Annotated in this window: 23 protein-coding genes; 8 read left to right on the top strand and 15 right to left on the bottom strand. The window is 67.1% G+C overall.

What is annotated here, in order from left to right; genetic code table 11:
- Positions 1 to 218: 218 nt before the first annotated feature.
- The 6 genes from EIK80_RS16455 to glyA all read right to left on the bottom strand — a co-directional run bounded on the left by EIK80_RS16455 (position 219) and on the right by glyA (position 4,571).
- Positions 219 to 728, bottom strand: coding sequence for a flagellar basal body-associated FliL family protein (locus tag EIK80_RS16455; protein WP_125158102.1), 510 nt, complete (start codon positions 726 to 728; stop codon positions 219 to 221).
- A 53-nt stretch (positions 729 to 781) separates the two neighbouring features.
- Positions 782 to 1,843 (bottom strand): thiamine-phosphate kinase, encoded by a 1,062-nt coding sequence (thiL, locus tag EIK80_RS16450; RefSeq protein ID WP_125158101.1) that lies wholly within the window; start codon positions 1,841 to 1,843, stop codon positions 782 to 784.
- Complete coding sequence (gene nusB / locus EIK80_RS16445; RefSeq protein ID WP_125158100.1) at positions 1,803 to 2,252, bottom strand: transcription antitermination factor NusB; 450 nt, start codon at positions 2,250 to 2,252, stop codon at positions 1,803 to 1,805. Before nusB ends, thiL begins: the two co-directional genes overlap by 41 nt.
- Positions 2,249 to 2,713 carry a 6,7-dimethyl-8-ribityllumazine synthase gene (locus EIK80_RS16440; protein ID WP_125158099.1) on the bottom strand — a complete coding sequence of 155 codons (465 nt, stop codon included), beginning with the start codon at positions 2,711 to 2,713 and terminating at the stop codon, positions 2,249 to 2,251. Before EIK80_RS16440 ends, nusB begins: the two co-directional genes overlap by 4 nt.
- 65 nt (positions 2,714 to 2,778) lie before the next feature.
- A complete protein-coding gene (gene nrdR / locus EIK80_RS16435) occupies positions 2,779 to 3,252 on the bottom strand; it encodes a transcriptional regulator NrdR (RefSeq protein WP_125158098.1) in 474 nt (157 codons plus the stop codon).
- Between the two features lie 32 nt (positions 3,253 to 3,284).
- On the bottom strand, positions 3,285 to 4,571 hold the full coding sequence (glyA, locus tag EIK80_RS16430; RefSeq protein WP_125158097.1) for a serine hydroxymethyltransferase: 1,287 nt from the start codon (positions 4,569 to 4,571) through the stop codon (positions 3,285 to 3,287).
- Positions 4,572 to 4,735: 164 nt separating this feature from the next.
- Between glyA and EIK80_RS16425 the strand changes: the two genes are divergently transcribed.
- Positions 4,736 to 5,179 (top strand): MucR family transcriptional regulator, encoded by a 444-nt coding sequence (locus tag EIK80_RS16425; protein WP_125158096.1) that lies wholly within the window; start codon positions 4,736 to 4,738, stop codon positions 5,177 to 5,179.
- 185 nt (positions 5,180 to 5,364) lie between these two features.
- On the opposite strand, the gene hemA is transcribed toward EIK80_RS16425, so the two are convergent.
- The 6 genes from hemA to EIK80_RS16395 all read right to left on the bottom strand — a co-directional run bounded on the left by hemA (position 5,365) and on the right by EIK80_RS16395 (position 11,414).
- The gene (gene hemA, locus EIK80_RS16420) at positions 5,365 to 6,591 is read right to left on the bottom strand and encodes a 5-aminolevulinate synthase (protein ID WP_125158095.1); all 1,227 of its coding nucleotides are present in this window, start codon (positions 6,589 to 6,591) and stop codon (positions 5,365 to 5,367) included.
- Positions 6,592 to 6,769: 178 nt separating this feature from the next.
- Positions 6,770 to 7,726 (bottom strand): 3-hydroxyisobutyrate dehydrogenase, encoded by a 957-nt coding sequence (gene mmsB / locus EIK80_RS16415; RefSeq protein WP_255414600.1) that lies wholly within the window; start codon positions 7,724 to 7,726, stop codon positions 6,770 to 6,772.
- 15 nt (positions 7,727 to 7,741) lie between these two features.
- The gene (locus EIK80_RS16410) at positions 7,742 to 8,545 is read right to left on the bottom strand and encodes a class I SAM-dependent methyltransferase (protein WP_125158093.1); all 804 of its coding nucleotides are present in this window, start codon (positions 8,543 to 8,545) and stop codon (positions 7,742 to 7,744) included.
- A 56-nt stretch (positions 8,546 to 8,601) separates the two neighbouring features.
- Positions 8,602 to 9,654 carry an enoyl-CoA hydratase/isomerase family protein gene (locus tag EIK80_RS16405; RefSeq protein WP_125158092.1) on the bottom strand — a complete coding sequence of 351 codons (1,053 nt, stop codon included), beginning with the start codon at positions 9,652 to 9,654 and terminating at the stop codon, positions 8,602 to 8,604.
- Between the two features lie 7 nt (positions 9,655 to 9,661).
- The gene (locus tag EIK80_RS16400) at positions 9,662 to 10,261 is read right to left on the bottom strand and encodes a histidine phosphatase family protein (RefSeq protein ID WP_125158091.1); all 600 of its coding nucleotides are present in this window, start codon (positions 10,259 to 10,261) and stop codon (positions 9,662 to 9,664) included.
- A 7-nt stretch (positions 10,262 to 10,268) separates the two neighbouring features.
- A complete protein-coding gene (locus tag EIK80_RS16395) occupies positions 10,269 to 11,414 on the bottom strand; it encodes an isobutyryl-CoA dehydrogenase (RefSeq protein WP_199743509.1) in 1,146 nt (381 codons plus the stop codon).
- Positions 11,415 to 11,643: 229 nt separating this feature from the next.
- Between EIK80_RS16395 and EIK80_RS16390 the strand changes: the two genes are divergently transcribed.
- From EIK80_RS16390 to EIK80_RS16365, 6 genes are all read left to right on the top strand, one after another.
- A complete protein-coding gene (locus tag EIK80_RS16390; RefSeq protein ID WP_125158089.1) occupies positions 11,644 to 12,108 on the top strand; it encodes a DUF2147 domain-containing protein in 465 nt (154 codons plus the stop codon).
- Between the two features lie 139 nt (positions 12,109 to 12,247).
- Positions 12,248 to 13,747 carry an NAD(P)/FAD-dependent oxidoreductase gene (locus EIK80_RS16385; protein WP_125158088.1) on the top strand — a complete coding sequence of 500 codons (1,500 nt, stop codon included), beginning with the start codon at positions 12,248 to 12,250 and terminating at the stop codon, positions 13,745 to 13,747.
- A gap of 57 nt (positions 13,748 to 13,804) precedes the next feature.
- On the top strand, positions 13,805 to 14,806 hold the full coding sequence (gene hemB, locus EIK80_RS16380; RefSeq protein ID WP_125158087.1) for a porphobilinogen synthase: 1,002 nt from the start codon (positions 13,805 to 13,807) through the stop codon (positions 14,804 to 14,806).
- A gap of 1 nt (position 14,807) precedes the next feature.
- Positions 14,808 to 15,671 (top strand): AraC family transcriptional regulator, encoded by an 864-nt coding sequence (locus tag EIK80_RS16375; protein ID WP_125158086.1) that lies wholly within the window; start codon positions 14,808 to 14,810, stop codon positions 15,669 to 15,671.
- 30 nt (positions 15,672 to 15,701) lie between these two features.
- Entirely contained in the window at positions 15,702 to 16,802 is a 1,101-nt protein-coding gene (locus tag EIK80_RS16370) for a serine hydrolase (protein ID WP_125158085.1), read from the top strand.
- Between the two features lie 48 nt (positions 16,803 to 16,850).
- Entirely contained in the window at positions 16,851 to 17,246 is a 396-nt protein-coding gene (locus EIK80_RS16365) for an NUDIX domain-containing protein (protein WP_125158084.1), read from the top strand.
- Here the strand turns inward: EIK80_RS16365 and EIK80_RS16360 are convergent.
- Positions 17,229 to 17,861: a TetR/AcrR family transcriptional regulator gene (locus tag EIK80_RS16360; RefSeq protein WP_199743508.1), complete on the bottom strand. Its 633-nt coding sequence runs from the start codon at positions 17,859 to 17,861 to the stop codon at positions 17,229 to 17,231. The genes EIK80_RS16365 and EIK80_RS16360 overlap by 18 nt on opposite strands.
- 73 nt (positions 17,862 to 17,934) lie before the next feature.
- Between EIK80_RS16360 and EIK80_RS16355 the strand changes: the two genes are divergently transcribed.
- Complete coding sequence (locus tag EIK80_RS16355; RefSeq protein WP_125158082.1) at positions 17,935 to 18,792, top strand: metal-dependent hydrolase; 858 nt, start codon at positions 17,935 to 17,937, stop codon at positions 18,790 to 18,792.
- Positions 18,793 to 18,846: 54 nt separating this feature from the next.
- On the opposite strand, the gene glyS is transcribed toward EIK80_RS16355, so the two are convergent.
- On the bottom strand, positions 18,847 to 21,030 hold the full coding sequence (gene glyS / locus EIK80_RS16350) for a glycine--tRNA ligase subunit beta (protein ID WP_125158081.1): 2,184 nt from the start codon (positions 21,028 to 21,030) through the stop codon (positions 18,847 to 18,849).
- A gap of 6 nt (positions 21,031 to 21,036) precedes the next feature.
- On the bottom strand, positions 21,037 to 21,936 hold the full coding sequence (locus EIK80_RS16345; RefSeq protein WP_125158080.1) for a glycine--tRNA ligase subunit alpha: 900 nt from the start codon (positions 21,934 to 21,936) through the stop codon (positions 21,037 to 21,039).
- Between the last annotated feature and the right edge of the window lie 59 nt (positions 21,937 to 21,995).

Here is a 21,995-nt window from a genome sequence, read left to right as displayed (position 1 = left end):
ATCACGAGGGGGATGCCGGTCCCGGCGGCTGGAGGTAATGACGCACGTCAAACCGCCGCCCGGATCGACGGGCGGGCCTTTGGCCTCGTGCCCCCTCGATGCTCCCAAAATGACAGCCGAACGGCGTCATGCGAAAGAGACTGTCAGATGGTCGGGGGGCGCGCAACCCGCGTCGGCGCAAGCCTTTTCAGCGGTAAAGCTTGGCGCTGGACCTGGAATCAGGGGTTCAGATCGCCCTGGCCGGCCGGCTTAACGGCGCCGGGCTTGGGCGGCATCAACTGCTGGCGGGGGATCTGCTTGACGATCTCGACCGAGGCGACCTTGCCCTTGCCCATCAGTACGCCGCATTGGCTCAGAACGAAGCTGGTCAGGCGCGGACCGTCGACTTCCTTCCAGCTGTCGGCGCGCGTGAACGGCGTCTTGTAGGCGGCGCGTACGATGGCGTCCCGCAGCATCGGCTCCTGATCCTTCAGGGCCGCGGCGTCGGCGCCCTCCTTCAGCTTCAAGGTCATGGCGACGAAGACGTAGTTCACGATCCGGCCATTGGCGATGATCGGGATGGTCATGGAGCCCAGCTTGTAGGTGGGGTCGAGCGCCTGACCCTCGCCCTCCTTCTTCTCGTCCTTCTTGCCGCTGCTGGCGAAGGCCGGCGCGGCCCCGATGGCGAAGGGGGCGGCGAAGGCCGCGGCGAGCAGGAGACGGCGCGAGGGCGTGACAAGATCGGTCATGGCCAAGGTTCATAGCCGACAGGGCTTGAGATTGACCTAACCGCTTCGCGGGATCAGCCGTGCAGCCAGCCCAGGCGCGAGGGCGTGACGTCGCGGCCCTTATAGTAGGCCGAAACCCCCTCGCCTTCCACGAACTCGCCGATCTCGCTGACCTTCACGCCGGCCGCGGCGGCGGCGACGCGGAAGTTCCAGGCCTCGCTGGGATCGACGGCGCAGACGATTTCGTAGTCGTCTCCGCCGGAAGCCAGCGAGATGCGACCTTCGACCTGCTCGGGCTGCTGGTCCAGCCAGGCCTGGCCGCCCGGCGACAGCGGCAGGCGCTCCAGGTCGACCCGCACGCGGCAGCCGCTGGCCTTGGCGATATGGGCGCTGTCGGCCAGCAGACCGTCGGAGACGTCGGCGGCGGCCTTGGCGTGAACGCGCATGGCCTCGCGCAGAGTGACGCGCGGCTCGGGCTGGCGATAGCGGCGCAGCATGGCGCCGTCGGCGTCGATCACTTCGCCCCACTGGGCCAGGAGACCCAGCCAGCCATCGCCGATCGTGCCAGAGACCATCAGGCGGTCGCCAGGCTTGGCGCCGCGTCGCAGGATGGCGCCGCCCTCGGGAACCCAGCCCAGCAGCGTGGCCGAAACCACCAGCGGGCCCGAGGTCGTGACCGTGTCGCCGCCCAGCAGCGATATGTCGAACAGCGCGCCGTCCTCGGCCAGCCCCCGCGCGAAGGTCTCCCGCGAAATGACGTCGGAGCCCGAAGGCCAGCCCACGGCCAGGAAATAGCCATAGGGTTCGGCCGCCTTGGCCGCCAGATCGGACAGATTGGTGCGCAGCAGCTTGCGCGCGACGACGTCCAGGGCCTCATCGGCCAGGAAGTGAACGCCGGCCACCATGGCGTCCTTGGTGATCACCAGGTCATAACCGGGACGCGACGGCAGCACGGCCGCGTCGTCCAGCAGGTCCAGCGCCGCCGGGTCGCCCCGCGTCAGCGGGCGCAGCAGGCGCGCAATGTGGTCGAATTCCGTCGGGGGCGCCTCCGCCGCGGCGGGCGCGGCGTCGTCATCGGCGAACCAGTCGTCTTCGTCAGTCTCGTGCATCACGGGCGATCGCGTCGAGGGCGCCATTGATGAAGCCTGACTCGGGACCCTCAAAAAAGGATTTAGCGATCTCGACATATTCATTGATGACGACTTCGGTCGGAACGTCCGGCCGGTACATCAATTCGTAGGCGCCGGCGCGCAGCACGGCGCGGGCCGTGGCGTCCAGGCGCTCGAGGCGCCAGCCCGAGGCCAGGCGCTTGACGATGCCCTGGTCGATCTTCGACTGGTTGGCGACCACGCCCTTGGCCAGCTCGGCGAAGAAGGTTTCGTCGGCGGCGGCCAGACGCTCGCCCTCGACGTCGCGGTCGAAGCGGTGCTCGCCGAACTCGCGGACGACGGCGTCGACGCCCGCGCCCGAGACTTCCATCTGGTAGAGGGCCTGGACGGCGGCGAGACGCGCCACCGAGCGCGGTTGGATGCGGTTGCCGCTCATCGGGCCTGTCCCAGCAGTTGACGCTTCAGGGCGATGGTCTCGAGGCAGGCCTTGGCGGCCGAACCGCCGCGGTCGCCTTCGCTGACCCGCGCGCGGGTCCAGGCCTGGGCCTCGTCGTCGACGGCCAGGACGCCGAAGCCGATCGCCAGCCGCCGGCCGATGCCCAGGTCCTGCAGGCCACGAGCGGTTTCGTTGGCGACCAGTTCGAAATGATAGGTCTCGCCCCGGATGACCGCGCCCAGAGCGACATAGCCGTCGTAGCGCACGCCCACGGGGCGGTGACCGGCCTCCTCGGCCATGGCGATGACCGTCGGGATCTGCAGGGGGCTGGAGACCGTGATCACGTCGTATTCCGCGCCCTGGGCCTCGATCGCCTGCACGGCTCCGCGCAGCAGCTCGTCGGAGAGTCCCGAATGGCTTCGGCCCTCCACGATCAGCAAGCGGATGTTGTCTTCAACCATCTAGCTTCGAATCTCCACGGCCGCGCTTGCCGCGCGCACACAAACACACATCAGGGATTAACGGACTATAGCTCTTCTTCGACGCTGTCGCTCAGACCTTCTTCGGTCAGGAACTTGGCGAAGTCGCTGGTTTCCTTGAAATCCCGATAGACGGAGGCGTAGCGGACATAGGCGACGTCATCGAGCGATTTCAACGCCTTCATGACCATTTCGCCCACCGTCGAGGACGGAAGCTCGGTCTCGCCCATGCTTTCCAGCTGCCGGACGATGCCGTTGATCATGCGCTCGACACGCTCGCCTTCGACGGGCCGCTTCTGGGTGGCCAGGGCGATCGAGCGCACCAGCTTGTCGCGATCGAACGGCGAGCGCCGGCCCGAACGCTTCAGGATGATCAGCTCGCGCAGCTGCACCCGCTCGAACGTGGTGAAGCGACCGCCGCACTCGGGGCACATGCGGCGACGGCGGATGGCCGCCCCGTCTTCCGACGGGCGGCTGTCCTTGACCTGGCTTTCGGCGTGTCCGCAGAAGGGGCAGCGCATGATGTGGCCCCTCCCGCGGCGCCTAGACCATATTAGTTGTAGATCGGGAAGCGGGCCGTCAAGGCCAGCACTTCCTCGCGGACCTTGGCCTCGACCTCGGCATTGCCTTCCGGGCCATTGGCGGCCAGGCCGTTGACGACCTCGCCGATCAGTTCGCCCACGCGAGTGAATTCGGCTTCCTTGAAGCCGCGGGTGGTGCCGGCCGGCGTTCCCAGGCGGATGCCCGAGGTGATCGTGAACGGCGCGGTGTCGAACGGCACGCCGTTCTTGTTGCAGGTCATGTGCGCGCGCTCGAGGCTGTGCTCGGCGTCGCGGCCGGTCACGCCCTTGGGACGCAGATCCACCAGCATCAGGTGGCTGTCAGTGCCGCCCGAGACGATGTTGACGCCCGACTTCAGCAGGGCTTCCGACAGCGCCTTGGCGTTGGCGATGATCTGCCGGGCATAGTCCTTGAACGCCGGCTGCAGCGCCTCGCCGAAGGCCACGGCCTTGGCGGCGATCACATGCTCCAGCGGACCGCCTTGCAGACCCGGGAAGACGGCCGAGTTGACCTTCTTGATGATCGCTTCGTCGTTGGTCAGCACCATGCCGCCGCGCGGGCCGCGAAGGGTCTTGTGGGTGGTGGTGGTGACGACGTGGGCGTGAGGGACCGGGCTGGGGAACACGCCGCCGGCCACCAGGCCCGCGAAGTGGGCCATGTCGACCATCAGATAGGCGCCGACGCTGTCGGCGATCTGGCGGAAGCGGGCGAAGTCGATCTCGCGGCTATAGGCGCTGCCGCCGGCGATGATCAGCTTGGGCTTCTCGCGCTCGGCCACCTCGGCGACGTTGTCGTAGTCGATCAGCTGATCCTGCTGGCGCACGGTGTAGGACACCGGCTTGAACCACTTGCCCGACTGGTTGGCGGGCGAGCCGTGGGTCAGGTGGCCGCCGGCGGCCAGATCCATGCCCAGGAAGCCGTCGCCAGGCTGCAGCAGAGCCATGAAGACCGACTGGTTGGCCTGCGAGCCCGAGTGCGGCTGGACGTTGGCGAAGCCCGCGCCGAACAGCGACTTGGCGCGCTCGATCGCGATCGTTTCGATCTCGTCGACATATTCACAGCCGCCGTAGTAGCGCTTGCCCGGGTAACCCTCGGCGTACTTGTTGGTCAGGATGGAGCCTTGGGCCTCCAACACCGCCTTCGAGACGATGTTCTCCGAGGCGATCAGCTCGATCTGGTTCTGCTGACGGTCCAGCTCGCGACCGATGCGGTCGAAGATGTCCTTGTCCGCGGTGGCGAGGTCCGCGCCGAAAAAGGCGCTGGTGTTGGCTTGGGTCATTTCGCTCTCCGGGCGTTTGGGGGAGTCGGCAGAGGCGCCCTCTTTAACGGGATGGGCGCGGCGATCAATCTCGGAACCGCATCCCGCTTTGTGCGTTGCCGTCCTGCAGGGCGGTGCTCAACCCCTGCGGAGTTCCAACGACAACAACGGGAATGGGGTATCTCATGGCGTCTCAGGGCGGCGGCACGGACACGACGAACGACAACAACGTCGATATCCTGGGGCTCAGCGCCGAGATCGTGGCGGCTTATGTAGGTCAGAACACAGTCTCTCAGACGGCCATTCCGGAGCTGATCCGCACGGTCCATCACGCGCTCGCCTCGCTGGGCAACGGCGGCGAAGCTCCGCAACCGGCCGAAAAGGCCAAACCGGCGGTCCCGGTGGGCCGTTCGGTGCAGCACGACTTCATCATCTGCCTGGAGGACGGCAAGAAGCTCAAGATGCTCAAGCGCTATCTGCGCTCGCACTACGACATGAGCCCCGAGGAATACCGTCGCAAGTGGGGCCTTCCGCCCGACTATCCGATGGTGGCGCCGGCCTATGCGGCCCGCCGCTCGGACTTCGCCAAGAAGATCGGCCTGGGCAAAGGCGTGCGGCGCGGAAGCTGACCGCCCCTCGCCGTCCAGGCACACGAACGCCGCCGGACTCCGGCGGCGTTTTTCGTTTCGACGATGTGCTGTTCGGTCGAGGTTGAAGTGCGTGCTGTCCCCTGAACGTGGCGAAGGCCACGTTCAAAATGTTTGAGATAGAGCCTGTTTATCCGTTTCGGATGGACGTCCGAAACGGACAGGTTCTACGCCGCGTAGCCGCCCATGCGGGCGACATTGCAATGCGCCCACAGCTTTTCCATGGCCGAGACCAGCTTGCGCATCATGTCGTCGGTATGGAACGGCGTCGGGGTGAAGCGCAGGCGCTCGGTGCCGCGCGGAACCGTCGGATAGTTGATCGGCTGCACATAGACGCCGTGATCGGCCAGCAGCATGTCGCTGATCATCTTGGTGTGGACGGGGTCGCCGACCAGCACCGGAACGATGTGGCTTTCGTTCTCCATGACCGGCAGACCGGCGGCCTTGAACATGGCCTTCAGGGTCGCGGCGCGCTCCTGATGGATCTCGCGCACTTCGGGGTGCTGCTTCAGCCAGCGGACGCTGGCCAGGGCGCCGGCCACCAGGGCGGGCGGCAGAGAGGTCGTGAAGATGAAACCCGAAGCCATCAGACGGATGGCGTCGATCACCTCGGCGTCGCCGGTGATGTAGCCGCCCATGACGCCGAAGGCCTTGCCCAGGGTGCCCTCGATGATGTCGATCTCGCCCATCAGGCCGTCGCGCTCGGCGACGCCGCCCCCGCGCGGGCCGTACATGCCGACCGCGTGGACCTCGTCCAGATAGGTCATGGCGCCATATTTCTTGGCCAGGGCCGCCGTGGCGCGGATGTCGGCGATGTCGCCGTCCATCGAATACACGCTCTCGAACGCGACCATCTTGGGCGCGTCGGCCGGGGCGGCCGCCAGCAGCTCTTCCAGATGCGCCAGATCGTTGTGGCGGAACACCTTGCGCGGACCGCCGCCGTTGCGGATGCCGGCGATCATCGAGGCGTGGTTCAGCTCGTCCGAGAAGATGATCAGGCCGGGCAGAATCTTCTGCACCACCGACAGGCTGGCCTCGTTCGAGACGTAGCCCGAGGTGAACAGCAGCGCGCCTTCCTTGCCGTGCAGGTCGGCCAGCTCGGCTTCCAGCAGGACGTGGTCGTGGTTGGTGCCCGAGATGTTACGGGTGCCGCCCGAGCCCGAGCCGTGCGCGTCGACGGCGGCCTTCATGGCGTCCATGACGACGGGGTTCTGCCCCTGGCCGAGATAGTCGTTGCTGCACCAGACCACGACTTCGCGTTCAGAGCCGTCCTGGCGGGTCCAGGTGGCGCGGGGGAACTGTCCGCGCTGTCGCTTCAAGTCGGCGAAGACCCGGTAACGGCCCTCTTCACGGATCTGTTCGACGGCGCTGCGGAACGCGGCTTTGTAGTCCATGTCGGTCTCTAAACCACCGGCCAGATGGTCCGGAGGTCCCCTTAATTCATGGCTCGGCTTTTCGCACCAAGCGCCGTCAGTGTCCATCTAGGGACTTTTACCTAGAAAATTGAATTGGGCGATTGGCCGCATCGACTTCGTCAATGAACACCGTCTCGAACGCGGCCTGTTCGACGATTCATCCAATCTCCGTCAGCTTTCCCCGGAGCAACTGGATGATGGCCGAGAAGTCCTTGCCGCCGAAGCCGTTGCCGTCGAACAAGGCGTACAGCGCCTCGGCCTGTGCGCCCATCGGCGTGCTGGCCCCGGCCTTGGCGGCGGCCTCCTGGGCCAGCTTCAGGTCCTTCAGCATCATGGCCGAGGCGAAACCGCCCTCGTAGTGACGGTCGGCCGGGGTCTGGGGCCCCACGCCCGGGACCGGGCAATAGCTGGTCACCGACCAGCACTGGCCAGACGACTTGCTGGCGATCTCGAAGAAGCGATCGGCGTCCAGGCCCAACTTCTCGGCCAGGGCGAAGGCTTCGCAGGTTCCCAGCATCGACACGCCCAGCAGCATGTTGTTGCAGATCTTGGCCGCCTGCCCCGCCCCGTGGTCGCCGGCGTGGATGGTCACGCGCGACATCGGCTCCAGCGCCGCCTCGATGGCCGGAAAGTCCACGGCCGCGCAGCCGACCATGAAGGCCAGCGCGCCCGCCTCGGCGGCCATGATTCCGCCCGACACCGGCGCGTCGGCGAAGCGGAAACCCGCCTCGGCCGCCTGCCCGGCGACGGCGCGGGCGCTCTCGACGTCGATCGTCGAGCTGTCGATCAGCAAGGCGGACTTGGGCGCGCTCTTCAGGACCTGATCGCCATAGACGGCGCGCACGTGCGGACCGGCCGGCAACATGGTGATCACCACCTCGGCGTCGGCCACCGCCTCGGCGACCGAGCCGGCCGCCCGACAGCCGGCCGCCACCGCCCGCTCGACCGCCGCCGCCGACAGGTCGAAGGCGTGGACCTCGTGGCCGGCCTTGGCCTGATTGGCGGCCATGCCGCCCCCCATATTGCCCAGGCCGATGAAGGCGATGCGGGTCATTGTGAAGCTCCCGGAAAATGCGAACCGCGCCTCATGGGCGCGGCTCTTATCATTGAGGATCCCGACGCTTTTCGGTCAGCGCGCCGTGGCCGGCTTGCGGAACTTGTAGACGAACTGGTCGGTCTTCCCGCGGATCGAAGGGTCGTAGACGTTGGCCTTGCGGGAGTCGGCCGGATCCTTCAGCACGCGGCTCTCGCCCTCGAAGATGAAGCCGGCGGCCGTGACCTCGGACCTCACCACCGCCGAGTCGATGCGGTGCAGGGTCTCGGTGTCGCGCAGGCCCGAGCCGGCCTCGGCCGAGTGGTCGATGACCAGGTAGACGCCGCCCGGCTTCAGGGCCCTGAAGATCTGGCGGTTGACGACCGACAGGTCGGCCGGCCCCATGAACTTGTCGTGCATGTCGTGATAGTTCTGGGCGGTGAACACCAGATCCAGCCTCTCCGGCGTGGAGAAGTTGGGCAGCGTGTTCAGGATCACCTTCACGTTCGAATAGGCCGGATCACGGGCGATGGCGTTCACCGCCGGCTCGCGATTGGCCAGCTTGGTCAGCTCGTCGGGAACGTAGGCATAGACCACGCCCCTGGGACCGACCGACTTGGCCAGGATGCGGGTGAAGTAGCCGCCGCCGGGGATCAGATCGGCGACCTTCGCGCCTGGGCGCACCCCGGCGAAGGTCAGAACCTCGCCCGGATGCCGGTTGACGTCTCGGACCATGTCGGCGGCCGGACGCGACGGATCGCTGAGCGCGGCGGCGATGTTCGGCGAGATGGCCGCGGCCACCGGGCCCGAAGGCGGCGGCGGGGGCGGTCCCATCATCGGCTGGGTGGCGCAGGCCGCGAGGCCCAGCACGGCGACGAGACTGAGAAGCGGCTTACGCATGGCTATCCTTCCGAACCGACGTGTTCTTATTTCGCGACCCTAGCCTAGCGTGACGGCTACGTCAGCGGCCTCCATTCTTCCCCGCGGGGAAGCGGAGCGAAAATCTCCTCCAGCATGGCGTCCGTAACCCCCTCGAGGGTCTCGGGATTCCACTTCGGGGCGTTGTCCTTGTCGACGATCACGGCCCGGACGCCTTCGATGAAGTCGTGCTTCATCACCACCCGCGAACCGATCCGGTACTCCATGACCATGTTGTCGGCGAAGTCGGTCATGGCCGCGCCGCGCTTCAGCTGCTCGAAGGCCACCTTCATCGTCTGCGGCGATTTGGTCCGCATCACGGCCAGCTGGGCCTTGCCCCAGTCGCTGGAGTCGAGGGTCAGGAACTCCACGATCTCCTCGACGGTCTCGCCGACGAACAGACGGTTGAGATCCTGTTCGAAGCCCAGCAACGCGGCCTTGCCGGCGTCGGCGCGATATTTCTTCAGGGTCTCGTCGATCCGGCGCGGGTCGGCGATGATCGCCTTCTTGAGCCCCTCGATGGCTCCGAACTCGACGAAGTGAGTGGCGATTCCCAAACGCATGCAGTCCGCGCCCTTGATCCGCGCGCCGGTCAGGGCCAGCCACAGCCCCGCCTTGCCCGGCAGGCGCGGCAGGTACCAGCCGCCCCCGACGTCCGGGAACAGGCCGATGCCGGTCTCGGGCATGGCGAAGGTCGTCCGCTCCGTGGCGATCCGCACGTGGGCCGGCATCGAAATGCCGACACCGCCCCCCATGACGATGCCGTCCATCACCGCCACGACAGGCGTGTCGTAGGTGAACAGCAGGTGGTTCAGCTGATACTCGGTGTGGAAGAACCGCCGCGCCTCGACGCCGTCCTTGGCCCCGCTGTCGGCCAGCATGCGGATGTCGCCGCCCGCGCAGAAGCCGCGTTCGCCCGAATGGTCGATCAGCACCATGTAGATCTCGGGATCCTCCCGCCAGTCCAGCAAGGCGCCGATCATGGTCTCGCACATGGAGAGCGTCAGGGCGTGCAGGGCCTTGGGGCGATTGAGCGTGATGCGGCCGACGTTCTTCTCGACGCGGATCAGGACTTCGGGTTCGTCGGTCATGGGAGTCCTAGGCGTGTTCGGCGATGGGCGCGCAGTCGAAGCGCTCGATCTGGCCAGCCATCAACCGATAGACGGCGTCTTGCGGAATGTCCTGGGCCAGGGTCTCGGCGCGTGACAGGCCGGCATAGGCGCCGCGCAGCAGCCGGCCCGCGACGCCGTGGCTGACCACGATCAGCCGGCGCTCGGGCTCACTGGCCTGTTCGTCCAGCCAGTGGGTGATCCGGGCCATCATGGCCTCATAGGTCTCGCCGCCCGGCGCGTGGAAGCCCCAGGCGTCGTCGCCGTGCAGATGCGGGTTTTCGCCCCTCACCTCTTCGCGCAGTCGGTTGGACCATTCGCCGACGTCGATCTCGACAAGGCGCTCGTCGGTCGCGACCGGCAGGCCCAGACGCGCGCCGATCGTCTCGGCCGTGTCCCGCGCCCGACGCAGCGGGCTGGCGACGATGCGCCAATCGGCCGGCGGGTCGCGGCGGACCAGATCGAACAACAACTCGCCCATGGCGCCCGCCTGGGCCCGGCCCAACGGCGTCAGGTCCGACTCCGACCGTCCCTGCAGGCGCCCCTCCCGATTGTGGAAGGTCTGGCCGTGGCGACAGAGATAGATCATCCGCGGCTCATTGGCGGAACATCTCGCGGGCGATGATGACGCGCATGATCTCGTTGGTCCCTTCCAGGATCTGGTGCACCCGCAGGTCGCGCACGATGCGCTCCAGCGGATAGTCCTGGAGGTAGCCGTAGCCGCCATGCAGCTGCAAGGCGTCATTGGCCACCTGGAAGCCGGCGTCGGTGGCGAAGCGCTTGGCCATGGCGCACAGCTTGGTCGCCTCGGGGTGGCGACTGTCCAGGGCGTGGGCGGCCCGGCGCACCATCAGACGGGCGGCCTCCAGCTCGGTGGCCATGTCGGCCAGCTTGAACTGCAGAGCCTGGAACTCCTTCAGCGCTTTGCCGAACTGGTTGCGGGTCTCCATATAGGCCTTGGCCGTATCAAGGGCGAACTGCGCTCCGCCCAGCGAGCACGAGGCGATGTTCAGCCGCCCGCCGTCCAGACCCATCATGGCGAAGCGAAAGCCCTCGCCTTCCTGGCCGATGCGGTTCTCGACCGGCACGCGGCAGTTGTCGAAATTGACCTGGGCGGTCGGCTGGGCGTTCCAGCCCATCTTGCGTTCGTTGGCGCCGAAGCTGAGCCCCTCGGTCCCCTTCTCCACCACGAAGGCCGAGACGCCCTTGGCGCCCTCGCCGCCCGTGCGGGCCATGACGACATAGACATCCGACACGCCGCCGCCCGAGATGAAGGCCTTGCCGCCGTTCAGGACGTAGTGGTCGCCATCCAGCTTGGCGCTCGTGCGCATGTTGGCCGCGTCCGAGCCCGAGCCCGGCTCGGTCAGGCAGTAGCTGGCGATCAGCTGCATGGTCGTCAGGCGCGGCAGGTAGCGCTTGCGCAGATCATCGGAGCCGAAGCGGTCGATCATCCACGACGCCATGTTGTGGATGGTCAAATAGGCGGCGGTCGGCACATCCCCGTAGCTCAGCGCCTCGAAGATGATCGAGGCGTCGAGGCGCGAAAGACCGCTTCCTCCGACATCCTCGTTCACATAGATGCCGGCGAAGCCCAGCTCGGCGGCTTGGCGCAGGGTCTCGACCGGGAAATGCTTCTTCTCGTCCCACTCGGCCGAGAAAGGGGCAAGCTGTCCTTCGGCGAACGCGCGAGCAGCGTCCTGGATTGCGAGTTGATCCTCGCTCAGCGCGAAATCCATGCTCACTTCCTCCCGTTCGGGGCAAAGCCGCCCTCACCTTCTTGGCCGCTGACCTGCCGCGCCGTGCGCCGGCTGTCAACGCGTGTCGCGCGGGCATCCAAGTGTGGCCTGAAATCCTCCGTTACACGGTGTGTAGCGGCTCAGGCGTCGCACCCCCTTGATAACCATCGCCTTTCGGCCCAAATGCCGATCTCGAGTCTGGGCGTTCTCAACAATAACATTTGCATCGACGATTATGCGCTTCGTGAAACTTGCACTCGCCGCTCTTGTCGCGGCCCTGGGAATGGCCGCGGCCACGGTCCCGGTCTATGCGGCCGAGGGCGGCGATATCTCGCGCAGCTACGGCGTGTGGCGTAACCCGCACAACACCGTGCACCTGGAAATCAAGGACTGCGGCCCCAGCACCTGCGGCGTCGTGGTGTGGGCCAGCGCCAAGGCCGAGGCCGACGCGCGCAAATCGGGCACGGACACCCTGATCGGCAAGCAGCTGCTGCGTGACTTCGAAGCCCAGAACAACGGCTCGCTAAAAGGCCGCGTCTGGGTTCCGACCCTGAAGGTCACCCTGGTGGGGTCGGCCGACATCATCGACCCCAAGACCATGCGCGCCAAGGGCTGCGTGATCGGCAACTTCCTCTGCAAGTCGCAGCTGTGGACCCGCATCGACAGCCCGTCGGTGCTGGCCTCGCGCGCCGCGCCCTGACCTTTTCACCCGAACGCGCAAACGCCGCTTGATTCAGCGCAAACGGCGCAGCACCCTCTAAGTGTACGTTGATAACTCAGGCGTCCGAAGAGACGCCGGGGCAACTTGGCCGCCTGTCGGCCGACACGGGAGGAACGGCATGACCGAGGCGGCGACGCTTTCGAAGACCGCGCCAGGCGCGGCTGTGCAGCATTTCGATGTGATCATCGTCGGCGCGGGCATTTCCGGGATCGGAAGCGCCTACCACCTCGGCGCGCAACGACCGGGGACGACCTTCACGGTGCTGGAGGCGCTCGACAGTTTCGGCGGCACCTGGCTTACGCACACCTACCCCGGCATCCGCTCGGACAGCGACCTCTACACCTTCGGCTATCGCTTCAAGCCCTGGGTCGGCCCGCCGATCGCCACCGCCGCGGAAATTCTCGACTACATGGGCGAGGTGATCGCCGAGAACGATCTGGCGCGCCACATCCGCTATCGGCGACGGATCATCTCGGCCAGCTGGTCGTCCGCGGACAAGCTCTGGACGCTCGAGGTGGCCGGTCCCGACGGCGCGGAGCGCTACACCACCAACTTCCTGTGGATGTGCCAGGGCTATTACCGGCACGCGGTAGGCTATACGCCCGACTGGCCCGGCATGTCGGACTACAAGGGCCGGATCGTGCATCCGCAAACCTGGCCCGACGACCTCGACTTGAAGACCAAGCGGGTGGTGGTGATCGGTTCTGGCGCGACGGCCGCGACCCTGGTTCCCAACATCGCCGGCGACTGCGCCCATGTCACCGTGCTGCAGCGTTCGCCCACCTACTTCGTGCCCGGCCGCAACGAGAACGAACTGGCCAACGTCCTGCGCCAGCTGGAAATCGACGAGACCTGGATCCACGAGATCGTCCGCCGCAAAGTGCTGTTCGACCAGAACGAATTCACGCGGCGCTCGGTCGAGGAGCCCGAGGTGGTCAAGGCCGAGCTGCTGGAGGGCGTGAAGGCCTTCCTGGGTCCGGACTTCGACATCAAGACCCATTTCACGCCGCGCTATCGTCCCTGGCGGCAGCGCATCGCCTTCGTGCCGGACGGTGATCTCTTCCAGGGCATCGCCTCCGGCAAGGCGTCGGTGGTGACCGACGAGATCGAACGCTTCACCGAGACAGGCCTGCTGCTCAAGTCCGGCGAGACGCTGGACGCGGACGTCATCGTCACGGCGACGGGCTTCGACCTCAGCGTCCTGGGCGACATCGCGTTCGCCGTGGACGGCAAGCCGCTCGATTTCGCCAAGACGGTCACCTACCGCGGCATGATGTTCACCGGCCTGCCGAACCTGGTCTGGGTCTTCGGCTATTTCCGGGCCAGCTGGACCTTGCGCGCCGACATGATCGGCGACTTCGTCTGCCGCCTGCTGGCGCACATGGAGGCGAGAGGCGTGCGGCAGGTCGAGGTCGCCCTGCGGCCGCAGGACGCGGACATGAAGATCGGCGAATGGATCGATCCCGAGGACTTCAATCCCAGCTATCTGATGCGGAACATGCATCTGCTGCCAAAGGCCGGCGACAAGCCGGAATGGCGACACACCCAGGACTACTGGACCGAGAAGGATCTCTTCCCGACCCTAGACCTGGACGATCCGGCCTTCCGCTATTCTTGAGCCTCTTAAGGGCCCCATGAACTTGCCTAGAGAGGCGGCGCGGTCCAAATCAACGCCATGACCGTTCCGCCCCTCGCCCCCTACCCCGCTTCCCGCCTGCGCCGCGTACGCCAGGCCGACTGGACCCGCCGCCTCGTCCGCGAGACCGAGGTCCGACCGTCCGACCTGATCTGGTCGATGGTGGTGCACGAGGGCGAAGGGACGATCCCCGTCGCCTCGATGCCGGGCGTCGAGCGCCTCTCCGTCAAGGAAGCCGCCAAGGCCGCCGTCCGGGCCCGCGATCTCGGCATCCCCGCCATCGCCATCTTCCCGCACATCGACGGCTCGCGGAAAGACGCGACCGGCTCGATCGCCGCCGATCCGGACGGCGTCATCCCCCGCGCCGTCAAGGCCATGAAGGACGCCGCCCCCGAGGTCGGCATCATGTGCGACGTCGCCCTGGACCCCTTCACCGACCACGGCCACGACGGCGTCGTCGAAGGCGGCAAGATCCTCAACGACCCGACCATCGAGCGCCTGATCGAGCAGGGCCTGATGCAAGCCGAGGCCGGCGCCGACATCCTGGCGCCCTCCGACATGATGGACGGCCGCATCGGCAAGCTGCGCGCGGCGCTGGAAGGCGCGAACTTCCAGGACACGATGATCATGTCCTATGCCGCCAAGTACGCTTCGGCCTTCTACGGCCCGTACCGCGACGCCATCGGCTCGGCCAAGCTCTCAGCCGGTCAGGGCGACAAGAAGACCTACCAGATGGATCCGGCCAACACCGAGGAGGCCATCCGCGAGGTCGCGCTCGACATCGCCGAGGGCGCCGACATGGTCATGGTCAAGCCGGGCATGCCCTATCTCGACATCGTCCGGCGCCTGGTCGACGAGTTCCGCATGCCCACCTACGCCTTCCAGGTGTCGGGCGAGTACGCGATGATCATGGCCGCCGCCCGGAACGGCTGGATCGACCACGACCGCGCCATCCTGGAAAGCCTGACCGCGTTCAAGCGCGCCGGCGCGGCCGGGATCATCACCTATTTCGCCCCCTGGGCCGCCGAGAAGCTGGGTTAGGATGGCTTCGCCGAGAACCGCCTTCAGCCAAGGCCGGTTCTATGGCGCGCCGACGGTCGAGCGCCAACTGCCAGGCGTCCGCCTCGCGCATTTGGAAGCGACGAAACGCGCCGAGCACGTCGACGAACACAGCCACGACGACGCCCATTTCGTGCTGGCCACCCATGGCCGCTACATCACCACCGCCGCCGGCCCCGAAACCGAGGGGCCGGTGCTGGTCTTCAACCCGCCCGGCGTCGTCCACCGCGACCGCTTCGTGGATATCGGCGGCTATTTCCTGGCCGTCAGCTTCGGCCCTTCGGACTGGCGCGCCCTGGCCAACGCCGGACGCGGCGCGGCGATCGACGCTCTGCGGCTGACCGGTCCCGCCGCCCGCCGCGCGGCCCTGCGCCTGACCCGCTCGCTGCTGGCCCGCGACGCCGAGACGCTGTCGCTGGAGGGGCTGAGCCTGGAACTGGCGGCCCAGGCGCTGACGCCGGCCTCGGACGGCGACAAGCGCCCCCCATGGCTGGACCGCGCCGAGACCTATCTGGCCGATGCGTTCGACCAGCCGATCAGCGTCGCGGATCTGGCCGAGATCGCCGGGGTGCATCCGGTCCACCTGGCGCGCGGCTATCGCCGCTGGCTGGGCGCGGCGCCGGGCGACCGGCTGCGCGCGCGACGGCTGGAGCGCGCCGCCGACCTGCTGATGCGCGGCCGCGACCCGATCGGCGAGATCGCCCTGGCCTCCGGCTTCTGCGACCAGAGCCACCTCAATCGCCAGTTCCTCAAGGCCTATGGCGTCACGCCTGGCGAGTTCGCCCGGCTGTGCGGTCGCCGGCCGGAAGTTTCAAGCGTCCAAGACGAGGCGGCCGGCTCAGCCTAGACGGCGGAGGTTCCCTTTGGAGTTCCCGTCTTGAAAGCCTTCGCGTTCGCCGCCGCCCTCGTCCTGACTCCGCTCGGCGCCCAGGCCGCCGACTGGCCCACGGCCACGCCCGCCGCCGAAGGCCTCTCGGCCTCCAAGCTCGACGCGATGTCGGCCGCCATCAAGGCCGGACAGTTCCAGCAGATCACCAGCGTCCTGATCGCCCGCCACGGCAAGCTGGTTTTCGAGGCCTATTATGACGAGGGTCAGAAGGACGGCGGCCCCGAGGCGCGGCGCAACACCCGCTCCACGACCAAGACGGTCACCGCCATGCTGGCCGGGGCCGCGATCGCGCGCGGGGCGCTACCGAGCGTCGACGCGCCGATCAAGGCTTATCTGAAGGACCGCCCGCCGGTCGCCAATCCCGATCCGCGCAAGGACAAGGTCACGGTCGAGGACCTGCTGACCATGAGCTCGATCGCCGAGTGCGATGACGACAACGAATATTCGCGCGGCAACGAGGAGCGGATGTACCTGATCGAGGACTGGGTCGGCTTCTATCTCGATCTGCCGGTGCGCGGCTTCCCGGACTGGATGCCCAAGCCCGAGGCTTCGCCCTATGGCCGCAGCTTCAGCTACTGCACCGCCGGCGTCACGACGCTGGGCGCGGTGATCCAGAGCGCGGTGAAAAAGCCCCTGCCCGCCTTCGCCGACGAAGCGCTGTTCAAGCCGCTCGGGATCGAGAACCCACACTGGCAAAAGTCGCCCCTCGGCCTGGCCCAAGGCGGCGGGGGCCTGGGTCTGCGCAGCCGCGACCTGCTGAAGCTGGGCCAGCTCTACGCCAATGGCGGTCAGTGGGAGGGTAAGCCGGTGCTGCCCGCCGACTTCGTGAAGGCCGCCGTCGCACCGCACGCCAATGCCCGGGAGAACACCGACTACGGCTATCTGATCTGGCTGCAGAGCTTCCCAGGCTCAGATGGCGCCGGCCACAAGGCCTGGGTGATGAGCGGCACGGGCGGTCAAAAAGTCGCCGTCGTACCGGATCTCGATCTGGTGGCGGTGATCACCACGACGAACTTCGGCGTCCGCCAGCCGCACGTCATCGCCGAGAAGCTGCTGACCGAGCATGTCCTGGCGGCGGTCGAGAAGTAGCGACACGAAGACCGGAACAAGAATCGAGGACGCGGCTATCCTGCCGGGATGAGCCGCGTCCTCGACATCGTCACCGCCGTGATCCGCGACGAGCGCGGCCGCATGCTGCTGGTCCGCAAGCGCGGCACGACCGCCTTCATGAAACCCGGCGGCAAGCGCGACGCCGGCGAGGACGACCTGACCACCCTGGCCCGCGAGCTCGACGAAGAGCTGGGCTGCCGACTGGTCGAGGCCGAGCTGCTGGGTCGCTTTTCCGCGCCGGCCGCCAACGAGGCCGGCTTCACCGTCCAGTCGGCGACCTATCTCGCCAGGGTCGAGGGCGCGATCGCCGCGCGGGCCGAGATCGAGGAGCTGGCCTGGATCGACCCGGCCGCGCCGGGCGACCTGCGCCTGGCGCCCCTGCTGACCCAGGCCGTTCTGCCGGCTCTATTGGCCCGGACCTAACCTTTCGTCCCGGATGGCGGTGATCCGCCCGACGACCAGCTCCAGCGCCAGTTCGCGCGCCCGACCCGACGGCCGCCCCAGAAGCTCGCTCAGCGTCGGCCCGAACAGCCCAACCCCGATCGCCAGGATGATGTTCAGCAGGATGAAGTCGATGATCTTCTCCCGCTCGACGCCGACCTCGCGCGCCAATCGGGTCTGAACCACCGCGTCGACGACCTCGCGCACCAGGGTCATCCGCCGCCCCTCGCCGGTCAGCTCCAGCCAGGCCGCCAGCCGCGCCGCGCCCTTGGCCTCGAAGGCGTCGAACAGGGCCTGGGCCCCGAAGCCCGGCGAGGCGCCGTGGGCGTTGAAGCCGACGATGATCTTGTCGGCCAGTTGACGGATCATCCGCTCCATCAGCGCCGCCTCGACCCCGGCGATCGAGCCGAAGTGGTGGATGACATTGGCGTGCACCACCCCGGCGGCCTTGGCGACATCGGCCAGCTTGATGGCCTGCGGGCCCTGCTCGACCAGCAGAACCTCGGCGGCGGCGAGGATGTTCTCGCGCGCGGCTTCGGGCGTGCGGCGCACGCGCGTCTTCGGGGCGTCGAGGGAGGCGGGCGTCTCTATTGACATTTTTGTCAGTATAACTCAGAGTGCATCACAACACAGGCTGAACAAGCCCTAATCCGGTGGAGCGCACAACGCCATGACCGAGACCCAAACCCCGCAAGGCAAGACGACCCCGGCCGACCTGGACGTCACCCCGCGCGACATCCGCTTTGACCTCGCCGACGCCCAGAAGGGCCACTGGTTGGGCGGCGATCCCGTCGGCACGGCGGTGTTCAACGCCCTGTCCCTGACCTTCCCGGACGGCGAGCGCCTGTTCATGGACGCGGTGCGCAACTACCGCCACCTGCTGACCGGCAAGCTGCTGGACGACGCCAGGAACTTCATCGCCCAGGAAGCCATCCACTCGCGCGAGCACCATCAGCTGAACAGCCTGATCGACCGCGACCGCTATCCGGTCGCCGAGATCGAGGAGACGGTGCGGGGCCGCGTGAAGATGGCCCGCGAGCGCGGTCAGATGGCCATGCTGCTGTCGACCATCGCGCTGGAGCACTTCACGGCGATGATGGCCGAGACCCACGCGCGTCATCAGGACCTGTTCGACAAGGCCAACCCCGAAGTCGAGAAGCTGTGGCGCTGGCACGCCATGGAGGAGACCGAGCACAAGGCGGTCGCCTATGACGTCTTCATGGTCGCGACCAAGGACTGGTCGGCCCGCCGCCGCTATTTCACGCGCTGCCGGGCGATGTTCTTCGTGACCATCATGTTCACCCGCAACATCTGCCGCTACGCCGCCCGCCTGCTGGAGGCCGACGGCTATTCGCCCAAGGCGGCGCTGAAGGCGGTCAACGCGTTCGTGTGGGACAAGCCAGGCGTCTTCAGCCGCGGCTGGAAGACCTATTTCGCCTGGTACCGCCCCGGCTTCCATCCGTGGGACCAGGACGACCGCGCCGCCTTCGCCGGCTGGAAGGCCGAGTTCGACGCGGCGGCGGCCTAGACACAAAAACGGCGGCCCGAAAGGCCGCCGTTTCCGTTTGGACTTTAGCTTGGATCAGCCGGCGATCAGGCCGAAGTCCGCCACCTGGCCCATGGCGTCGCGGACGGCGGCCAGGGTCTTCAGGCGGTTGTCGCGGTGCTCGGGCTCGTTGACGAAGACGCCGTCCAGATAGGCGTCCACCGGACCGCGCAGCTCGGCCAGCTGGGTCATGGCGCCGGTGAAGTCTTCCTTGGCCAGGGCGTCCTTCAGCGGTTTGTCCAGCAGGCGCAGGGCGTTGTAGAGCCCCACCTCGGCGGCGCTGTCGGCGGCCGGCCCCTCGGGCGCCCCGACCGGCAGAGCGCCCTTCTTCTCCTCGGCCTTGAGGATGTTGGAGGCGCGCTTGTAGCCGGCCAGCAGGTTCTTGCCGTCGTCGGTCCTCAGGAAGCCGTCCAGGGCCTCGACCCGCGCGACGATGCGCGCCAGATCGTCGTCGCCCAGGGCGAAGACGGCGTCGACGAGGTCGTGGCGCTTGCCTTGGTCGCGGAGGGTGACCTTCAGGCGGTCGGCGAAGAAGGCGATCAAATCACGCGATGACGCTTCGACCCACGCTATGCGATCTGTGAGTTCACTTTCATTGTAAGTGTCGGCGGCCAAATTCCTATTTGCTGCGTATCCGCGACCGATACGTTCCCAGACATCAGTCAAAGCGGCGCGCCAATCGCTATCAAAGGGAGGGCTAGCAACCTCGGAAGCCCAAAGGCAGGCAACGGCAGCAACCTTGGTAACGCCCTGCAGCGAGATTCGCAGCCCATTCTCCAGAACAATCCGGATCACGCCCAACGCCGCGCGGCGCAGCGCATAAGGATCCTTGCTGCCCGTTGGCTTCTCGTCGATCGCGAAGAAGCCGACCAGCGTATCAAGCTTATCGGCCAACGCCACCGCCACGCTCACCGGCGCGGTCGGGACGGAGTCGCCCGGCCCCTGCGGCTTATAGTGGTCGCGCACGGCGTCGGCGATCTCACCGTCCAGGCCGAAAGTCCGAGCGTAGTACCCGCCCATGATCCCCTGCAGCTCGGGGAACTCCCCGACCATCTGCGAGGCGAGATCCGCCTTGGCCAGACGCGCGGCCTCCTTGGTCTTGGCGACATCCGCATTGACCAGCGGGGCGATCTCGCCGGCCAGGGCGACGATACGATCGACGCGCTGGGCCATCGTGCCAAGCTTGGCGTGGAAGGTGACGCCGTTCAGCTTCTCGAGCCACGGCTCGAAACCGACCTTGACGTCCTCGTCCCAGAAGAAGCGAGCGTCGGACAGGCGCGAGGACAGCACCTTGGCGTTGCCGGCGGCGATCACCGCGCCGCCGTCGGCGGCCTGGATGTTGGCGATGGTGATGAAGTGCGGCGCCAGGCCCTGCTCGCCGGCCTTGCGGACGGCGAAGTACTTCTGGTGCGTGCGCATCGAGGTGCGGATCACCTCGGGCGGCAAGCTCAGGAACACCGGATCCATGTCGCCCAGCACCGGCGTCGGCCATTCGGCCAGGCCCGCGACCTCTTCCAGAAGGCCCTGGTCCTCGACCAGCTCCAGATGACGGGCGAAGCACAGGGTCTTGCAGCCTTCGAGGATGCGCTGCTTGCGCTCCTCGACGTCGAGCACGACGTAGTGGGCTTCCAGGCCGGCGGCGTATTCGTCGAAGTCACGCGCCACGAATGGCTTGGCGTCGCCCATGAAGCGGTGGCCTTCGGTCACGTCGCCGCTCGGGATGCCCTCGATGGCGAACGGCACGATCTCGCGGTCCAGCACGCACAGGATCCGCTTCAGCGGCCGCACCCAGCGCAGCTTCTTGGTCCCCCAGACCATCGACTTGGGCCACGGGAAGCCGCGGACGATGGCCTCGACCATCTCGGCGACGATCTCCGGCGTCGGGCGGCCCTTCTTCTCGATGAAGGCCATCCAGACGCCGTCGCGCTCGACCAATTGGTCCTGGGTCAGGCCGGCCTTGCGCAGGAAGCCTTCCATGGCTTGCGGCGGCGCGCCGACGCGCGGGCCCTTCAGCTCTTCCTTGCGGTCGGCCTGGGCCAGCGGCAGGCCTTCGGCCACCAGGGTCAGGCGGCGCGGGCCGGCGAAGGTCTTCAGGGCCTCGGGCAGGAAGCCGGCGGCGGCCAGGTGCTCGCGCGCCATGCGCTCCAGGTCCTTGGCGGCCTGGGCCTGCATGCGGGCGGGGATCTCTTCCGAGAACAGTTCGACGAGAAGTTGGGGCATCAGACTTTACGCGGCTTCCTGCTGCTCGACCCAGGCGCTGGCGCACAGCTTGCAGAGGTCGCGGATGCGGCCGATGTAGCTGGCGCGCTCGGCGACGGCGATCGCGCCGCGGGCGTTCATCAGGTTGAAGAGGTGGCTGGCCTTCAGGACCATGTCGTAGGCGGGCAGGACCAGAGCCTTGTTGTGGTACGAGCGGGCCAGCATCAGCGGCACCTGCTCTTCCATCTGCTCGAACTGCTGCTTGAGCACCGCGACGTCATAGCCGTGGAAGTTGGCTTCCGACTGCTGGCGTTCGTTCTCCAGGAACACGTCGCCATAGGTGGTCGCGCCCAGCGGCGAGTCCGGATCGTTGAACGGCAGGTCGTAGACGTTGTCGACCCCGAACACGTACATGGCCAGACGTTCCAGGCCGTAGGTTAGCTCGCCGGCCACCGGCGAGACGTCCAGGCCGCCGACCTGCTGGAAGTAGGTGTACTGCGACACTTCCATGCCGTCGCACCAGACTTCCCAGCCCAGGCCCCAGGCCCCGACGGTCGGGTTCTCCCAGTCGTCCTCGACGAAGCGGATGTCGTGGGTGCGGAGGTCCAGACCGATCGCTTCCAGCGAACCCAGATACAGGTCCTGCATGTTCTCGGGGTTCGGCTTCAGGATCACCTGGTACTGGTAATAGTGCTGCAGGCGGTTGGGGTTTTCGCCATAGCGCCCGTCGCCCGGACGGCGCGAGGGCTGCACATAGGCCGCGTTCCACGGCTTGGGGCCCAGGGCGCGCAGCACCGTGGCCGGGTGCAGGGTTCCCGCCCCCACTTCCACGTCATGCGGCTGCAGGATGATGCAACCCTGCCGGCTCCAATAGTCATGGAGCGTCAGGATCAGGCTTTGGAAGGACTTGGGTTTTTCGCGCGACATCAATCGAAGCAGGCCTAGAAAAAAGTCGGCGGACCATAGGGCCCGCCGACCGGTGCTTC

This window comes from Caulobacter sp. 602-1 (assembly GCF_003931565.1).
In the GTDB taxonomy this organism is placed as follows: Bacteria; Pseudomonadota; Alphaproteobacteria; order Caulobacterales; family Caulobacteraceae; genus Caulobacter.
The sequence above is the reverse complement of the archived record's forward strand: the minus strand, read 5'-3'. Positions and strand labels throughout refer to the sequence as shown.

What these genes read in the sequence shown, in the direction of transcription:
- EIK80_RS16455 (WP_125158102.1), bottom strand. Translation starts at nt 728, where the DNA reads ATGACCGATCTTGTCACGCCCTCGCGCCGTCTCCTGCTCGCCGCGGCC.
- thiL (WP_125158101.1), bottom strand. Translation starts at nt 1,843, where the DNA reads ATGGCGCCCTCGACGCGATCGCCCGTGATGCACGAGACTGACGAAGAC.
- nusB (WP_125158100.1), bottom strand. Translation starts at nt 2,252, where the DNA reads ATGAGCGGCAACCGCATCCAACCGCGCTCGGTGGCGCGTCTCGCCGCC.
- EIK80_RS16440 (WP_125158099.1), bottom strand. Translation starts at nt 2,713, where the DNA reads ATGGTTGAAGACAACATCCGCTTGCTGATCGTGGAGGGCCGAAGCCAT.
- nrdR (WP_125158098.1), bottom strand. Translation starts at nt 3,252, where the DNA reads ATGCGCTGCCCCTTCTGCGGACACGCCGAAAGCCAGGTCAAGGACAGC.
- glyA (WP_125158097.1), bottom strand. Translation starts at nt 4,571, where the DNA reads ATGACCCAAGCCAACACCAGCGCCTTTTTCGGCGCGGACCTCGCCACC.
- EIK80_RS16425 (WP_125158096.1), top strand. Translation starts at nt 4,736, where the DNA reads ATGGCGTCTCAGGGCGGCGGCACGGACACGACGAACGACAACAACGTC.
- hemA (WP_125158095.1), bottom strand. Translation starts at nt 6,591, where the DNA reads ATGGACTACAAAGCCGCGTTCCGCAGCGCCGTCGAACAGATCCGTGAA.
- EIK80_RS16410 (WP_125158093.1), bottom strand. Translation starts at nt 8,545, where the DNA reads ATGCGTAAGCCGCTTCTCAGTCTCGTCGCCGTGCTGGGCCTCGCGGCC.
- EIK80_RS16405 (WP_125158092.1), bottom strand. Translation starts at nt 9,654, where the DNA reads ATGACCGACGAACCCGAAGTCCTGATCCGCGTCGAGAAGAACGTCGGC.
- EIK80_RS16400 (WP_125158091.1), bottom strand. Translation starts at nt 10,261, where the DNA reads ATGATCTATCTCTGTCGCCACGGCCAGACCTTCCACAATCGGGAGGGG.
- EIK80_RS16390 (WP_125158089.1), top strand. Translation starts at nt 11,644, where the DNA reads ATGCGCTTCGTGAAACTTGCACTCGCCGCTCTTGTCGCGGCCCTGGGA.
- EIK80_RS16385 (WP_125158088.1), top strand. Translation starts at nt 12,248, where the DNA reads ATGACCGAGGCGGCGACGCTTTCGAAGACCGCGCCAGGCGCGGCTGTG.
- hemB (WP_125158087.1), top strand. Translation starts at nt 13,805, where the DNA reads ATGACCGTTCCGCCCCTCGCCCCCTACCCCGCTTCCCGCCTGCGCCGC.
- EIK80_RS16375 (WP_125158086.1), top strand. Translation starts at nt 14,808, where the DNA reads ATGGCTTCGCCGAGAACCGCCTTCAGCCAAGGCCGGTTCTATGGCGCG.
- EIK80_RS16365 (WP_125158084.1), top strand. Translation starts at nt 16,851, where the DNA reads ATGAGCCGCGTCCTCGACATCGTCACCGCCGTGATCCGCGACGAGCGC.
- EIK80_RS16360 (WP_199743508.1), bottom strand. Translation starts at nt 17,861, where the DNA reads ATGTCAATAGAGACGCCCGCCTCCCTCGACGCCCCGAAGACGCGCGTG.
- EIK80_RS16355 (WP_125158082.1), top strand. Translation starts at nt 17,935, where the DNA reads ATGACCGAGACCCAAACCCCGCAAGGCAAGACGACCCCGGCCGACCTG.
- glyS (WP_125158081.1), bottom strand. Translation starts at nt 21,030, where the DNA reads ATGCCCCAACTTCTCGTCGAACTGTTCTCGGAAGAGATCCCCGCCCGC.
- EIK80_RS16345 (WP_125158080.1), bottom strand. Translation starts at nt 21,936, where the DNA reads ATGTCGCGCGAAAAACCCAAGTCCTTCCAAAGCCTGATCCTGACGCTC.